The sequence below is a fragment of the Rhizobium binxianense genome, from assembly GCF_028994275.1.
Lineage (GTDB): Bacteria > Pseudomonadota > Alphaproteobacteria > Rhizobiales > Rhizobiaceae > Rhizobium > Rhizobium binxianense.
In genome coordinates this window covers 1,623,042-1,637,329 of sequence record NZ_CP118713.1, presented here as the reverse complement: position 1 = coordinate 1,637,329, position 14,288 = coordinate 1,623,042, and the positions used below count along the sequence as shown (strand labels likewise).

The window sequence follows — 14,288 nt, the reverse complement described above, 5'->3', positions numbered from 1 at the left end:
TGTCGAGACAATGGAGGAGGCCGTACGGATTTGCCGGAAACGCACTCCCCACAAGAAAAGATAAGACAACGGAAAAAGGTTGGGAAAAATGAAGAATAAGCTCCTGTCCGCCGCCATCGGCGCAGCAGTTTTGGCAGTTGGCGCCTCGGCCGCCTCGGCCTCCACTCTCGCAGACGTCAAGGCGAAGGGTTTTGTCCAATGCGGCGTCAATACCGGCCTTCTCGGTTTCGCGCAGCCTGATGCTTCCGGCAATTGGGCTGGTTTCGACGTCGATTTCTGCAAGGCCGTCGCTTCCGCCGTCTTCGGCGATCCGACCAAGGTCAAGTACACGCCGACCAACGCCAAGGAACGCTTCACCGCCCTTCAGTCCGGCGAAATCGACGTTCTGTCGCGCAACACCACCTGGACGATCAACCGCGACACCGCGCTCGGTTTCAACTTCCGTCCGGTCACCTATTATGACGGCCAGGGCTTCATGGTCCGCAAGAGCCTGAACGTGAAGTCGGCGCTGGAGCTTTCGGGTGCGGCCATCTGCGTACAGGCAGGCACGACCACCGAACTGAACCTCGCCGACTATTTCAAGGCGAACAACCTTCAGTACAATCCGGTCGTTTTCGAAAAGCTCGAAGAAGTCAATGCGGCCTATGATTCTGGCCGTTGCGACGTTTACACGACCGACCAGTCCGGCCTCTATTCGCTGCGTCTGACGCTGAAGAACCCCGACGAACACATCGTCCTTCCGGAGATCATCTCCAAGGAGCCCCTCGGCCCGGCAGTCCGCCAGGGTGACGACCAGTGGTTCGACATCGTCTCGTGGACGGCCTATGCGCTGGTCAACGCCGAAGAGTTCGGCATCACCCAGGCGAATGTCGACGAGATGAAGAACTCGCCGAACCCCGACATCAAGCGCTTCCTCGGCAGCGAGGCCGACACCAAGATCGGCACCGACCTCGGGCTGACCAATGACTGGGCCTATAACATCATTAAGAACGTCGGCAATTATGGAGAGGTCTTCGAGCGCAATATCGGCCAGGGCAGCCCGCTGAAGATCCAGCGTGGCCTGAACGCTCTTTGGAGCAAGGGCGGCATCCAGTACGCCCCGCCGGTCCGCTGATCGCGCAATCGCTTGAAAAGCTTGGAAAGGCGGGTAACCGCCTTTCCTCTTCCAAAAAGAAAAGCCCGAAAACGGGCTCTTAGGGGATAGGCTCGGCATGACGCATCAGGCTGCAATACCTTTGCATGGTACCGGCTGGAGCTTTCGCTCGGCCATGTACGACCCGAAAATTCGGGGCATCTTCTTCCAAATCCTAACCGTCGTGGTGCTTGTCGTTGGGATTGTATGGATCTCGCACAATACGGCGGTAAACCTCGCCCGCAGCAACACCGCATCCGGCTTCGACTTCCTGCGCGGACGCGCCGGCTTCGAGGTCGGTCAGTCGCTGATTTCCTATTCAAGCGATTCCACCTACGGACGCGCGCTGCTCGTCGGCCTCCTGAACACGATGCTCGTCGCCATCAGCGGCATCATCACCGCGACGATCATCGGCTTCATCGTCGGCATCGGCCGGCTGTCGCACAACTGGCTAATCGCCAAGCTCTGCACCGTCTATGTCGAGGTGTTCCGCAACATCCCGCCGCTGCTCGTCATCTTCTTCTGGTATTCCGGCGTTCTTGCAGTATTGCCGCAGCCGCGTGAATCGCTGCACCTGCCCTTGAATATGTTCCTCAACAATCGCGGGCTCGCCTTCCCGAAGCCGATCTTCGAGACCGGCATGTGGGCCGTCGGCATCGCATTGCTGATCGGAATCGTCGCCACCGTCTTCATGGTGCGCTGGGCGCACAAGCGACAGGCGGCAACGGGCCAGCCGTTCCACACGATCTGGGCATCAATCGGCCTGATCGTCGGGCTGCCGGTCCTGGCGTTCCTCGTCAGCGGCCTGCCGCTGTCTTTCGACATACCGGTCGCCGGCAAGTTCAACCTGACCGGCGGCAGCGTCATCGGTCCGGAGTTCATGTCGCTCTTCCTGGCGCTCTCCTTCTACACCGCATCCTTCATCGCAGAGATCGTGCGCGGCGGCATTCGCGGCGTGCCGAAGGGCCAATCCGAAGCAGCGGGCGCGCTCGGCCTGCATCCGTCGAGCGTCACGCGCCTCGTGGTGGTGCCGCAGGCGCTGCGCATCATCATTCCGCCGCTGACGAGCCAATATCTGAACCTGACGAAGAACTCCTCGCTGGCGATCGCCATCGGCTTCGCCGACTATTTCGCCGTCAGCGGCACGATCCTCAACCAGACCGGCCAGGCCGTCGAACTCATGTTCCTCGCCGTCATCGCCTATCTGGTGCTCAGCATCGTAACCTCGATCTTCATGAACTGGTTCAACGCCAAAATGGCACTGGTGGAGCGATAAGATGTCGGTATCCAACCAATCCTTCGTCAGAAACACCATGCTGACACCTGAACCTGCGCCAGCCGGCGAAAGAGGCGTCCCCGCCTGGATCCGCAAGAACCTGCTTGCGACACCCAAGGATGTGGTGATGACGGTGCTTGCGCTCGGCGTTCTCGCCTGGGTGCTGCCTCATATGATCAACTGGCTGTTCATCCAGGCCGTGTGGACCGGACCGGACCGCACATTCTGCGCCACGACCGTGCAGGGCGGCGTCCAACCGGACGGCTGGAGCGGCGCCTGCTGGGCCTTCGTCAACGCCAAGTTCGACCAGTTCGTCTACGGCCGTTATCCGCTCGCCGAGCGCTGGCGCCCGACGATCGTCGGCATCCTCTTCGTCGCCCTGATGACGCCGATGCTGATCCCGCGCGCCCCGCGCAAGGGGCTGAACGCCATCCTGCTGTTCATCGCGCTGCCTATCCTGTCCTTCTGGCTGCTCTGCGGCGGGTTCGGGCTCGAGCCGGTCGAGACCTCGCTCTGGGGCGGCCTGATGGTGACGCTGATTCTCTCCTTCGTCGGCATCGCCGTCTCGCTTCCCTTCGGCGTCATCCTGGCGCTCGGGCGGCGCTCGAAAATGCCGATCATCCGCACCGTCTGCGTCGGTTTCATCGAGATCGTCCGCGGCATTCCGCTGATCACCGTGCTGTTCATGGCAAGCGTCATGCTGCCGCTCTTCCTTCCCACGGGCTGGAATGTCGACAAGCTGCTGCGGGCGCTGATCGGTGTCGCGATCTTCACGTCGGCCTATATGGCGGAGGTCATCCGCGGCGGCCTGCAGGCGATCCCGAAGGGCCAGTTCGAGGGCGCCGATTCGCTCGGCCTCGGCTATTGGCAGAAGATGCGGCTGATCATCCTGCCGCAAGCGATCAAGCTTGTCATACCGAGCATCGTCAACACGTTCATCGGAACGTTCAAGGACACGTCGCTGGTCTCGATCATCGGCATGTTCGATCTGCTCGGCATCGTTCGCCTGAACTTCAGCGACCCCTACTGGGCTAGTGCCGTCACGCCGCTCACCGGCCTGATCTTTGCCGGCTTCGCCTTCTGGATCTTCTGCTTCGGCATGTCGCGCTATTCAGGTTTCATCGAACGTCATCTCGACACTGGCCACAAACGATAAGAATGAGGGAAAACAATCATGGCTGAAGCTCCAGCGAAAAAGCTCACCGTTTCCACAACGGAAGTGGCGGTCGAGATCATCAACATGAACAAGTGGTACGGCGATTTCCACGTGCTGCGCGACATCAACCTCAAGGTCATGCGCGGCGAGCGCATCGTCATTGCCGGCCCATCGGGCTCGGGCAAGTCGACGATGATCCGCTGCATCAACCGCCTGGAAGAACATCAGAAGGGTAACATCATCGTCGACGGCACCGAACTGACCAACGATCTGAAAAAGATCGACGAGGTCAGGCGCGAAGTCGGCATGGTGTTCCAGCACTTCAACCTCTTCCCGCACCTGACGATCCTCGAAAACTGCACGCTGGCGCCGATCTGGGTGCGCAAGATGCCGAAGAAGCAGGCGGAAGAGATCGCCATGCACTTCCTCAAGCGCGTCAAGATTCCCGAGCAGGCCAACAAATATCCGGGACAGCTTTCCGGCGGCCAGCAGCAGCGCGTGGCGATCGCCAGGTCGCTGTGCATGAACCCGAAGATCATGCTGTTCGACGAGCCGACCTCGGCGCTCGATCCTGAAATGATCAAGGAAGTGCTCGACACCATGGTGGGTCTTGCCGAAGAAGGCATGACCATGCTCTGCGTTACCCATGAAATGGGCTTTGCCCGCCAGGTCGCCAACCGCGTCATCTTCATGGACCAGGGCCAGATCGTCGAGCAGAATTCGCCGGCCGAGTTCTTCGACAATCCGCAGCACGAACGCACCAAGCTATTCCTCAGCCAGATCCTGCATTAAGCTTGGGAGCTGACAGCTTCTTAAAGGATCCGCCGCGCCTTCCGGTTCGGCGGGTCTTTCACGTTCAGCGCGAGGCTGACGCCTGCAGCAGACTGCAGAGGCCGGCAAGACCGGAATCGGAGCCGCCTGGTGCGGAGCCGCTTGAGGCGGAGATATCCGCGCAGCGGACAAGCATCTTGCGCTGCTCATTGACGGGCCTCGCCCGGAAATCTTCCAGGGTGCGGGCCTGCGATGCGCTGAGGGTCCCCACAGCCGCAGATCTGTTGCTGCTACCTGCCCCGTCTGCTTCACCGATGGCGAGATCGGCATCGCTGCCGCGTCTGACCGAGGCCGTGGCGTTGGTATCATCAAGCCGATCGGAACCGCCGATGCGTGCATTGAGATCGGCATTGACGCCGCGCCCGCCGCCGAGCCTGGCATTGGCGTTCGCATCGAGACCATTGCCGCCACCGATGCCGGCATTGACATCGGCATCAACGCCCCGTCTGCCGCCGGCATTGGCGGTCGCGTCGGCATTGACACCGTTCGAACCGCCGATAGAAGCATTGGCACCGGCGCTGATGCCACTGCCGCCGCCGAGTGATGTACCAACATCGGCGCTGACGGCGTTGCCGGCATTCACCGAGACGCCGACATCGATAGCCCGCGCATCGCTTGCCGGTATCGCAAGCAGGGCGCAGCTGGATGCAAGCACTGCCAGGATTAGTCTCTTGTGAGTATGGATCATGTTTTCCTCCGTTTCCCTTCGCCGAGCGGTCTGCCCGGCAGCCGAAAATCGAGGAACGCGCGTGCCTTCGATCGTCTGGATCGCCCGCAACCGGCAGGACGTCCATGGCAAGGCAACGTGAAGACATGAGGAATGTTTCACAATACAGCACGGCAAGTCGGTTCGACGGCGTGCAATGATCTTTCACGGTTATTGAAATATCAATTGCCAACCAGACTGTGCCAAAATCCAACATGTTTTGCAGCGACTGGAGCACTGAGCGAGTAATTCCGTCCCAGTTGCGCCAGGAATCTTCAGAGCCGGCAAACAAAGCTCGGTTCTTGATACGATTGGCGGCGGTTGATCCATTTGCAGCGTTTTCGCTGAGATCACCTGCACCCTGCTTCCGAACTTGATAGTTCACCATTGATTGGATGACTAAAAATAACGCCCCTGCCGCCTGGATATGTCAGGCAGGAAGTCCATGTTTCAGCATGTTCTCATTTGATGGAACTGGAGGTTCAAGAATGGGCATTTTCGATAAGATCAAACATGCAATCTTCGGGGAAGCGAAAGCAGCCGAACCCACGGCCGCCGGCACGCCAAAGACTGAGCCCGCCCAGGCTCCTGCCGCGCCGTCGGCAGCGCCCAGTCCCACCCCTGCGGCCTCTGCCGCTCAGAGTAAGCCGGCGACATCAACAGCGACAGTCGACATCGTCCCAATCCTCGATGCAGCCGCGAAAAAAAGCGGCCAGAAGCTCGATTGGCGCCACTCGATCGTGGACTTGATGAAAGCCGTCGGGATGGATGCGAGCCTTTCTGAGCGCAAGGAACTTGCCACCGAGCTCGGCTATACCGGCGACAGCGGCGATTCCGCAAAGATGAATATGTGGCTGCACAAGGCGCTGATGAAGCGGCTTTCGGAAAATGGCGGCAAAGTCCCGGCCGATCTCCTGGATTGAGCGATGACACATAGCTGCCGCAGGTTACGGCGGCAGCTATCCAACCGCCAGGGAGGCCGCGGCCGGAGCAGACGTGAAACAAGGAGCCCCTTGCCCGCAGGCGCTGGAACCCATATCGTTCACCTCGATACTTCGATAATCGATCAGGGGAGAATTAAATCCGATGAGATTGATGGCAGTCGTTGGTATTGCGCTTAGCTTCAGCTGTATTTCGGCCGCAGAATCTCCTTCAAACTATCAATCCTATAGCGGCATTCGGGTCGATACCGATCCGGTTCTTCTGGCTCGCTTCGAGAAAGCGCTCCAACGCTGCGTGCCGGAGGCAGGGTCATGGCGGCGAGGCTCGCCCGACCCGCGAAGCCTGCACTACAATACGGCTCTGAGAAGCTGCCTCTATAGACGCAGCTTTGTCGACAGAGGCGTCTACGCCTACCCGATCCCTCAAGTCTACTTCGATCATTTCCTGGATCGCTGAGAAAAGCCGAACAGCTCCACCCCACCATAGCCCTTCACAGGCCATCAAACACAAACCCCGCCAGATTGGCGGGGCTGTATGCAATTGGCGACTGCCATATATCAGCGTTTAGCGCCACCTGATGGCCGGCCCTTGCCCGCCTGGCGATTGCCGCTTCCGGACGCGGTCTTGGCATCGTTGCCCTGACCGAAGTTGGTGCCGCCGAGATGACCGCCGCCGCTGGTGTTGGCGACCTGGCGCTGCATTTTGCGCAACAGCGCCTCTGCATTGGTCTTGCTCATGAAAATCTCCTCAATGGCCGGAAAATCCAGCCGGAATGCTGCGCTTGCATCCGCGGTCAAAGACCGCGGCATTCAGGCAGCGACGATATTGCCGGCCGTGCTTTTGCCGGAGCGGCTGTCCTGGATGATGTCGAACCCAACCTTCTGCCCTTTATCCAAGGACGCCATTCCAGCCTGTTCAACGGCTGAAATATGGACGAAGATATCGGCCGCGCCGTTGTCCCGCTGAATGAATCCGAAGCCCCGCGTCGGATCAAAGAATTTGACTGTGCCTGTGTTCATGAACATTCTCCTCTCAAGCGCATAAACAATCGCCCTCCGGCAACTGCCGGGCGGCTAGAAATCGATTTTGAAAGGAAAGATCAGCTGGGCCGCCTGAGGCGCGAACCAAGCTCGACAAGCAATTTCGATGGAAGAATCCCTAGGCCGGCAATGTGTTTAAAACAAGTTTCCGGTGACGGGGCTGGGCGTTACAACCCGGATAACACGTATAGCGGCGTTCTCTTGGCCAAGACGTCGGGACAGCGATCACCACACACCAAGGAGCGCGTTGCCGGAAAGCGGGACCTTTTTCAGCTTTCCGTTTTGATCTGCAACCGATAGCGACGGCAGCAATTGCTTCGGCGATTTTCGAAACCAGTTCGCGGCGATCGTGGCAAGGTCACCGATCATCGCGTGTTTGTGCCAGTCCGCGAAGCGCCGGGCAGTTGCCTCGGCTTCGGCTTGATAAAAGAAATCGCCGGATTGGCCGAGATTGTTGATCGACGAAGCCATTGATGAGAGCGGCCGTTGAAACATCTTCGGAGGCACGGAAAGCTCTCGCGCGGTCTCGGAAAATGCCGGGGCCATGAAGTCGATAGCCCAACCATCCGCCTCTACCCAGCAATGGAAATTTTCCCCTGCGCCGGTCACATAGCCGTCTTCGCGATAGTCTGCGAACAGTATGAGCGTGCCCCCGAGATTGTAAGCAGCAAGCCCGCCCTTCGGCTTGGCTTTGATTTTGTAATGCTGTTCGAGGATGAAAGCTCCGAACGTGCTGAAGTACATGCAGGCCGTGGCAGGGTCGGCAGCTTCGTTGATGAGCAGGCTATTGATAACGCGGTAAATCCGATGGTAGTCGCTCTGCTTGATCAACATGGTCGTTCGCCCATAAACTTTAAGGTTTCGCGCAATCACTAAGCGACGGCGGAAACGATGTAAACGACGGGGCGCTGATGTCCATGCGGCTTGGCCGAGTGGCAAGCGTGATCCGAAATCCGGCCAGGCTAGGTTCGAACCATTGATGTAAAACCATCAAGAGAGCGAATGACAGCGTCTGCAACATCGGCGGGGTGCTCCATGGATGCCACCAGGGCGTTCCCCTCCCTGAGATATATCGGAAAGCGCTCCCTAAATTTTCGATCTTCCGTCGCGTGTTGAAATCCGAACCCTCGTTTCAGTTGGCGTTCGACAACAACCGCAGTTGCGGCCTCAATGTCCAGCGACGGCAGCAAGACAATGCCATAGCCGGTGGAAACCAATCTTTGGGCTTCGCCGTGATCATGGGTGCCTGCTTGCGCCGCCAGGAACCCCGATGGTGTGACAAAAATATTTGGTGCTGGATTTGTCATCACCAGATGTTTCGCGAGCGCCAGGTTTTCCGCGCGATAACGCTCATAACCGTGGGAAGCAATGAACGTTCCGATCGTCTCCAGACGCTCGCAGAACTCCAGATCGAGGTCGATAAGCCCCCAACCGAGTTTCTCTGCGAGTTCACGACCAAGCGTCGATTTTCCGACGCCGCCCGGTCCCAGAAGGAAAATGGTCTCACATGGCCGCCACGGCCTGCGAACCTCAATGTGCGTTTGTGCCATCGACCGCAGCCTCAATTGCCGCCGTTCCAGCAGCAATAGCTGGTCAGAACGACTCACCTACCCGCCTTCAGGCGTATCGACGATCGTAGCGATTTCACGCCGACCGGTCGGCAAGAACCTTCAAAATATGATCCTGGATCGCGGTGGCCGCTTTTTCCGGTGATGCGGAAGTGACGTCGAGGACCAATGTGTTTGGATGAAGTGGATCTAAAACCTGTGCTTTCCGGCTGCGGTTCCTGGAGGCTGCCACGTCAGTGGATTTCAACTTTTCGCGTCGCACGGGGTTCGAAACGCGGCGAGCCAGCTCCTCTTCATCACACAGCAATCGCACCGGCACCAGAACGGCGTCACAGGCTTCAGCGGCATTGGCGATCTGTTGAAAGGTACGAAGGCTTCGCTCGTCACCCTCGAGACCGGCATGCGTGAAAATGAAGTTGGCGGACGGCGCGTAAGCGGTGATTGCGTCAAGGACGGTTTGCCGAACGCGCCCGGTGAACTCCCATACTCCCTTTGGAAGCGCCGCCGTTCCATCCTCATCCAGGAGGCGCAGTATCGGGTTATTGATCCAGTGGTTATCGACAATTTTTGCCGAAACCATGGCGCTCAACTCTTGCGCGATGGTCAACTTCCCAGCTCCCGGGAATCCTATGAGCACTATGCGAATACCCATCTTTCGCGACACCTTTTGGAGGCAGAGGAGGGTCGAATCGGCGGCCATCACCGCCGCCTGTTGCTATCTCAACAGTCCCAATATTGAGGCGATTCAGCCCAAAATAGCTAGATTCGGAAAAAAAATGTCGATTCCGCCATTGGCGGGAGGAATCCCGTCACGCCCATCAGATTTTTCAAATGTTTTCAATGGATGCATATCGCCATAGTTGCAGAAAGAATAATTCGCGGTAGGCGAGATATAAATATTGACATAATTTGGGCGACTCGAAATTCACCAAGTATTTCAAACTGTAACTTCTGATAGATTTGGATAATGTGGCAGCAATATGGCTATGATTCTCAAGCACTTACTGTCTGGTTGCTGTTGCGCCCTCCGGAACCTCGCCCTATAACCCGCCGCCGTAACGACTGATTAACTAACATTAGTAATTGGTAAAGAACAACGCTAAGGTTGAGGAACCAGATCATGACGACATACTACGTAGCGACGACCGGCAGCAGCGGCGGTAACGGCAGTGCCACGTCTCCTTTTCACACGATCAGCGAGGCGATGGCGGCGGACCTTAAGCCCGGCGACGAGGTCGTGGTGCGCGCCGGCGTCTATAATGAGTCGGTGAACATGTACAAGGATGGTTCCGCCGCCGGCTACATTACCTTGCGGTCGGAGGTACCGGGTGGAGCGGTGATCCACTCAGCATCCGGCGGCGCAAATGGTATTAACATCACTGCTAACTATGTGGCGGTCGAGGGCTTCGAGGTCTACGGGAGCGATTCGCACGGCATTGTTGGTGATGGCGTCCACCATGTGAGGATCGCCGATAACGTTTCCCACGACAACGGTGCGTCCGGCATCGCCTTCGCCGGATCCGACTTCATCACGATCGAGGGGAACGAGACTTACAAAAATGCGAGTTCCGGCTGGTTTTCAGGCATCTCTCTCTACCAGAACCGGAATATCACCGGGGCGCCGGACGATGGCAGCTTCCGCAACATCATCCGGAACAACATCTCGCACGACAACGTCACGAAGTCTGGTGCGCACACCGATGGCAACGGCATCATCATCGACGATTTCCAGAGCACGCAGACGAGCGGTCATCCGAACTACACGTTTAAGACCCTGGTCGACAACAACCTCGTCTATGAGAACGGCAGCAAAGGCATCCAAGTTACCTGGAGCGACTCCGTCACGGTGAAAAACAACACCGCATACCACAATAATCAGGACCTGCTGAACGACGGCACTTGGCGCGGCGAACTCAGCAACGCGCAGTCGAGCAACAACACCTGGATCAACAACATCGCCGTAGCCGACCCGTCGGTGAACAAGAACAACACCGCGGTCGATAACACGTCGTACGGCGGCTATACCAACGCCAACGTCGTCTGGGCCAACAACAACACCTACAACGGCACGGCCGGCCAGGCCTCGGTCAGGACCGACGGCGGCAACGCTATGCCGAGCACGGCGAACGGCAACAAGCTCGGCATCGACCCGCATTTCGCGGGGGCAGCGACCGACAACTTCCACCTCGCCTCGGGCTCGGCAGCGATCGACGGCGGAACCGCCAAGTACGGCGTCGGCTCGGTCGATCTGGACGGCCACGCTCGCGTCGTTGGAACTGTCGACATGGGTGCCTACGAATCGGGCTCCAGTGCGACACCGGGAACGCCAACCACGCCGACGCAACCGACAACCCCAACCACGCCGACGAATCCGACAACGCCAACCACCCCGACGCAACCGACAACGCCGACCACGCCGACGCAACCGACAACGCCAACGGCGCCGACAAAGGAATTCATCGGCACCAACGGTAACGACATCCTACCGCACACCGGCCAGTCCAACGGCGGCAACGAAACCTTCAAGGGTCTCGGCGGTAGTGACGTGTTGAAGGGCGGGGCCGGCGCGGACGTGCTCGACGGCGGTACTGGCAATGACACGGCCAGCTATGAGGGCTCCGACGCGGTCAACGTCAACTTGGCGACTAAGGCCGCATCGGGCGGCCAGGCGACCGGTGACAAGATCGCCAGCATCGAAAACTTGACCGGGTCAAGCTACAACGACGTACTGACCGGCGGCAACGGCGGCGGCAACGTTCTCACTGGCGGGGCTGGCGCGGACAAGCTGGACGGCGGCGCCGGCAATGATGTCCTCATTGGTGGTGCCGGAAAGGACATTATGACCGGTGGCACCGGCGAGGATACGTTTATCTTGAAGGCACCGACGGAAACCGGGTCCGGCTTGAACCGCGACGTCATCACCGACTTCCAGCACGGCGTCGATAAGATCGACCTCTCGGCGATCGATGCGAATGGCTCTGCGGCGGGCAATGGAACCTTCCATTTCCAGGCACAGGAGAATGCCTTGTTCGACCACAAGGCTGGCGCGCTCGCTTGGCACTATGACGACAATGCTGGATCCGCGAACGATGTTACCGTTATCCAGGCCGACACGAACGGCGACGGCATTCATGACTTCGAGGTTCAGCTGAAGGGCCTCGTCCACCTGGGGGCAGGCGATTTTCTCCTGTAACGATAGCGTTGTGGCGGTCGTCCGACCGCCACAACACGCAAGCCGCAAAAATCGGCTACTTCGGCGCGTGGATGAGGGAGCCCCATCCGCGCGCTGCGATCTTTCGACGGGTGTCAGCCGGCCTTCCGGGCCGGCTTTGCGTAAACCGATAGCTCGTCAGAACGCCTCACCTCCCGCCGTCAGGCGTATCGGCGATCGTAGCGCGAATAGAATCAACTCCGACGAATTTCAGGCTGACAGGTTGCCAAGGACCTTCAGAATATGCTCTCGGATCGCGATGGCCGTTTTTCCCGGTGATGCAGAAGTGACGTCGAGCACCAATGTGTTTGGGTGGAATGGATCGAAAACGCCCGCCCTCCGGCTGCGATCTCTCGAGGCTGCCACATCCGTGGATTTCAATCTTTGGCGTCGCTCGGGGTTCGAAACCCGGCGAGCCAGTTCCTCTTCATCACACAGCAATCGCACCGGCACCAGAACGGCGTCGGAGGCTTCGGCAGCACCGGCGATCTGTTGAAAGGTACGAAGCCTCCGCTCATCACCCTCGATACCGGCATGCGTGAAAATGAAATTGGCGGACGGCGCGTAAGCGGTGATTGCATCAAGGATGGTTTGCCGCACCCGACCTGTGAACTCCCATATCCCCTTTGGAAGCGACGCAGTTCCATCCTCATCCAGCAGCCGCAGGATCGGGTTGTTGATCCAGTGGTTGTCGACAACTTTTGCCGAAACCATGGCGCTCAACTCGTTCGCGATCGACAACTTCCCAACGCCCGGGAAGCCTATGAGCACGATGCGGACACCCGTCTTTCGCGACACCTACATAGTTTTCGTTGATAATTGTCGCCCGAAGACATGGCCGTAAATGCGTGTTCCAATCGGAAGATCGTCCACGGCCCAGCGGCTTCGTTTTACGGAAGCCACTCTACCTGTTTGGCGAATGGCATGCTGCATGGATGGGCACTTGAAAAATGGCGACCCCTGCAGGAATCGAACCTGCGACAACCTGCTTAGAAGGCAGGGGGACACTGCTTCAACGGGGTGCCGTTAAGCCTCGGAGAAATCAGCTAAAATCCGCGCCTTGGTTATCCTCGTCCCGCCGCGCTCGGGGGCTGATTTCGGGACTTGGCGTTGCGTTCAAGCGCTGTGGCCACCTCCTCGTCCATCACATGCGCGTACTTGACCGTAGTGGTTATATTTGCATGGTTGAGCACTCGTTGAACTAACTTCAAATTTCGGGTTTCCCGAAGGAGCTTTGTCGCCCTGTCGTGACGACAATCGTGAAGACGGAAGTCTTGGACGCCTGAGCGCGACCGGCCTCTCCGCCACTGGCTTTGCCCCCCCCCAATATGTGATCGGGTATCGTTGACCACGGATTTTGCCTCTAGACGACCGCTGAGCTACATAGGTGAAGACGAAAACGGGATGGTGCCCTCGGCAGCCTTCGAGAATCGCGCGAATGCTGGGAATGATCGGCGTCCAGACCGGAAGGCCCCCCTTCCCGATTGTCCTGATCTCGCCCGCCTCCCAGTTCACGTCGGACCAGCGTATCAAGGACTCTTGATACCGACGGGCACTGAGATGAATGAAAAGGAACCATGGCCTGTAATCGTCCCTGATCGAACGGTCGAGCGCTTCCTGTTCATGGTGGTGAAGCTCGCGAACCCGCTCCTTCGGTTCCCGCAGCAAATGCTCACTCCAATGCGGTTCCTGCGGCAGATGGACGCCCCACATGAGCTTGGCTCGCCGGAATATGGCTCTGAGCGGGATCAGCGTTCGGCGATTGATCGTTGCATTCGAGATCGTTTTCACCGCGGCGCGCTTGAGCTTGAATTTCCCCCAACGAAACTGGCTGCGTCTGCTTGCGACCAACGCGGAGATCGCCGAGTCGTCGATTTGGTCTAATCGCGTGTGCTTGCCGAAATACTGAACAAGCCCATCGAGAACCCGGAAGAATTCTTCTTTGTCGGACCTGTATTGTGCCTTCTCGGTCCAGTACCGGCCGACGGCCATGTCGATGGTCATCGGCACGTTTCCGGTCTTGCGGAGCTGCTCGACTTCGCATTTTGCCGCTTCTTTTAGCTGGCGCTCTATGGCTTCCGCGTCTCGTTTGTTCCGGGTCTTGGTAGTTCCGTGAAAGCGATGGCCGCTGATCTCAAAGTCGTAGTGGTAGAACGGACTGCTTTTAGGCTTGTAGACAGACATCGTGAAACCTCCGTTGGTTGATGGCTGGTAATGAAGTCGCTCAGTTGGGAGATGGCGAAGCGCCGGTGTTTCCGGCGCTGTGTGCCGACATTGACGCAGGCGATCTGGCCATCGTCGGCATGGCGCAGAAGTGTCTTTGTAGAGATCGCCAGACGCGCCGCCGCTTCGGCGGGGGTTAGCAGGCGCTCCTCATTCCAAGGGATCGGCATTGGCGACACTCCGTCTTTCCAGCGGCCGAGCAG

Annotated in this window: 17 protein-coding genes and 1 tRNA gene; 8 read left to right on the top strand and 10 right to left on the bottom strand. The window is 58.5% G+C overall.

Going from position 1 to position 14,288, the window contains the following annotated elements:
- Nucleotides 1-88 precede the first annotated feature (88 nt).
- The 4 genes from PO860_RS08175 (at nucleotide 89) to PO860_RS08160 (ending at nucleotide 4,356) form a co-directional block, all read left to right on the top strand.
- Nucleotides 89-1,114, top strand: coding sequence for an amino acid ABC transporter substrate-binding protein (locus PO860_RS08175; RefSeq protein WP_273882690.1), 1,026 nt, complete (start codon nucleotides 89-91; stop codon nucleotides 1,112-1,114).
- Nucleotides 1,115-1,211: 97 nt separating this feature from the next.
- Nucleotides 1,212-2,408, top strand: coding sequence for an amino acid ABC transporter permease (locus PO860_RS08170; protein WP_273882691.1), 1,197 nt, complete (start codon nucleotides 1,212-1,214; stop codon nucleotides 2,406-2,408).
- A 1-nt stretch (nucleotide 2,409) separates the two neighbouring features.
- A complete protein-coding gene (locus PO860_RS08165) occupies nucleotides 2,410-3,564 on the top strand; it encodes an amino acid ABC transporter permease (RefSeq protein WP_273885041.1) in 1,155 nt (384 codons plus the stop codon).
- A gap of 18 nt (nucleotides 3,565-3,582) precedes the next feature.
- On the top strand, nucleotides 3,583-4,356 hold the full coding sequence (locus PO860_RS08160; RefSeq protein WP_273885042.1) for an amino acid ABC transporter ATP-binding protein: 774 nt from the start codon (nucleotides 3,583-3,585) through the stop codon (nucleotides 4,354-4,356).
- 64 nt (nucleotides 4,357-4,420) lie between these two features.
- Here the strand turns inward: PO860_RS08160 and PO860_RS08155 are convergent, their stop codons facing one another.
- Nucleotides 4,421-5,083, bottom strand: coding sequence for a hypothetical protein (locus tag PO860_RS08155; protein WP_273885043.1), 663 nt, complete (start codon nucleotides 5,081-5,083; stop codon nucleotides 4,421-4,423).
- 506 nt (nucleotides 5,084-5,589) lie between these two features.
- On the opposite strand from PO860_RS08155, the gene PO860_RS08150 reads away from it, so the two are divergent.
- Together PO860_RS08150 and PO860_RS08145 are read left to right on the top strand one after the other, a co-directional pair.
- Nucleotides 5,590-6,024: a DUF3597 domain-containing protein gene (locus PO860_RS08150; RefSeq protein WP_183607707.1), complete on the top strand. Its 435-nt coding sequence runs from the start codon at nucleotides 5,590-5,592 to the stop codon at nucleotides 6,022-6,024.
- A 163-nt stretch (nucleotides 6,025-6,187) separates the two neighbouring features.
- Nucleotides 6,188-6,499, top strand: coding sequence for a hypothetical protein (locus PO860_RS08145; RefSeq protein ID WP_273881800.1), 312 nt, complete (start codon nucleotides 6,188-6,190; stop codon nucleotides 6,497-6,499).
- 101 nt (nucleotides 6,500-6,600) lie between these two features.
- Here PO860_RS08145 and PO860_RS08140 read toward each other — a convergent pair whose 3' ends face one another.
- From PO860_RS08140 to PO860_RS08120, 5 genes are all read right to left on the bottom strand, one after another.
- The gene (locus PO860_RS08140) at nucleotides 6,601-6,780 is read right to left on the bottom strand and encodes a hypothetical protein (protein WP_183607478.1); all 180 of its coding nucleotides are present in this window, start codon (nucleotides 6,778-6,780) and stop codon (nucleotides 6,601-6,603) included.
- 72 nt (nucleotides 6,781-6,852) lie between these two features.
- The gene (locus PO860_RS08135; RefSeq protein ID WP_273885044.1) at nucleotides 6,853-7,062 is read right to left on the bottom strand and encodes a cold-shock protein; all 210 of its coding nucleotides are present in this window, start codon (nucleotides 7,060-7,062) and stop codon (nucleotides 6,853-6,855) included.
- Nucleotides 7,063-7,308: 246 nt separating this feature from the next.
- Entirely contained in the window at nucleotides 7,309-7,917 is a 609-nt protein-coding gene (locus tag PO860_RS08130; RefSeq protein ID WP_183607479.1) for a DUF2026 family protein, read from the bottom strand.
- A 128-nt stretch (nucleotides 7,918-8,045) separates the two neighbouring features.
- Nucleotides 8,046-8,633 carry a shikimate kinase gene (locus PO860_RS08125; RefSeq protein WP_275038238.1) on the bottom strand — a complete coding sequence of 196 codons (588 nt, stop codon included), beginning with the start codon at nucleotides 8,631-8,633 and terminating at the stop codon, nucleotides 8,046-8,048.
- Between the two features lie 94 nt (nucleotides 8,634-8,727).
- Nucleotides 8,728-9,303: a DEAD/DEAH box helicase family protein gene (locus PO860_RS08120; protein ID WP_273885056.1), complete on the bottom strand. Its 576-nt coding sequence runs from the start codon at nucleotides 9,301-9,303 to the stop codon at nucleotides 8,728-8,730.
- A gap of 468 nt (nucleotides 9,304-9,771) precedes the next feature.
- On the opposite strand from PO860_RS08120, the gene PO860_RS08115 reads away from it, so the two are divergent.
- Nucleotides 9,772-11,844 carry a right-handed parallel beta-helix repeat-containing protein gene (locus PO860_RS08115; RefSeq protein WP_183607481.1) on the top strand — a complete coding sequence of 691 codons (2,073 nt, stop codon included), beginning with the start codon at nucleotides 9,772-9,774 and terminating at the stop codon, nucleotides 11,842-11,844.
- 228 nt (nucleotides 11,845-12,072) lie between these two features.
- Here PO860_RS08115 and PO860_RS08110 read toward each other — a convergent pair whose 3' ends face one another.
- From PO860_RS08110 to PO860_RS22315, 3 genes are all read right to left on the bottom strand, one after another.
- A complete protein-coding gene (locus PO860_RS08110; protein ID WP_273885046.1) occupies nucleotides 12,073-12,660 on the bottom strand; it encodes a DEAD/DEAH box helicase family protein in 588 nt (195 codons plus the stop codon).
- Between the two features lie 153 nt (nucleotides 12,661-12,813).
- Nucleotides 12,814-12,897 (bottom strand) — tRNA-Arg (locus PO860_RS08105).
- 29 nt (nucleotides 12,898-12,926) lie between these two features.
- Complete coding sequence (locus tag PO860_RS22315; protein WP_430523302.1) at nucleotides 12,927-13,214, bottom strand: tyrosine-type recombinase/integrase; 288 nt, start codon at nucleotides 13,212-13,214, stop codon at nucleotides 12,927-12,929.
- Between the two features lie 208 nt (nucleotides 13,215-13,422).
- Between PO860_RS22315 and PO860_RS22310 the strand changes: the two genes are divergently transcribed.
- Entirely contained in the window at nucleotides 13,423-13,746 is a 324-nt protein-coding gene (locus PO860_RS22310) for a hypothetical protein (protein ID WP_430523301.1), read from the top strand.
- Nucleotides 13,747-13,931: 185 nt separating this feature from the next.
- Here PO860_RS22310 and PO860_RS22305 read toward each other — a convergent pair whose 3' ends face one another.
- Nucleotides 13,932-14,255 (bottom strand): helix-turn-helix domain-containing protein, encoded by a 324-nt coding sequence (locus PO860_RS22305; RefSeq protein ID WP_411197148.1) that lies wholly within the window; start codon nucleotides 14,253-14,255, stop codon nucleotides 13,932-13,934.
- Nucleotides 14,256-14,288 lie beyond the last annotated feature (33 nt).